Below are 394 nucleotides of genomic sequence, written 5' to 3' on the forward strand. Positions count from 1 at the left end.
TGTGTTGGTGTGGTTTTTTTTGTGAAGGAGGGGGGGCGCGCCGTGCTCGACCCCGCTCGTTTCGTCGGAGGCGTCAGGTGTGTATAAGAGAGAGGGGGGAGGCGAGCCCGACTGAGGAAGTAGTTGCAAATGGCAATGTCACACTAAACTTTTTTGCCAATTATCGAGCGTTAGCCAGCGGTGTTCGGCCAGGTGTGGCGAAAGCGGATGCGATATTTATGATCAATTTGGATTTGCCCCTATATTTCCAGACATCTGTTATCACTTAACCCATTACAAGCCCGCTGCCGCAGAAATTCCCCTGTCCCTTATACCCATATCCGACCCCACGAGACTAAGGCGAAACTCGGATGCCGACTTCGGCTTGAAAAAAAAAAACACACTAAAAAGAAAA

1 protein-coding gene is annotated in these 394 nt (G+C 50.0%); it reads left to right on the forward strand.

The genetic code is table 11. The features are described from left to right. The first annotated feature begins 77 nt into the window (after positions 1-77). On the forward strand, positions 78-269 hold the full coding sequence (locus tag BM613_RS14785; RefSeq protein WP_109431879.1) for a fimbrial protein: 192 nt from the start codon (positions 78-80) through the stop codon (positions 267-269). The last annotated feature ends 125 nt before the right edge of the window (positions 270-394 follow it).

This window comes from Sulfoacidibacillus thermotolerans (assembly GCF_003144315.1).
Classification (GTDB): Bacteria; Bacillota; Bacilli; order Alicyclobacillales; family SLC66; genus Sulfoacidibacillus; species Sulfoacidibacillus thermotolerans.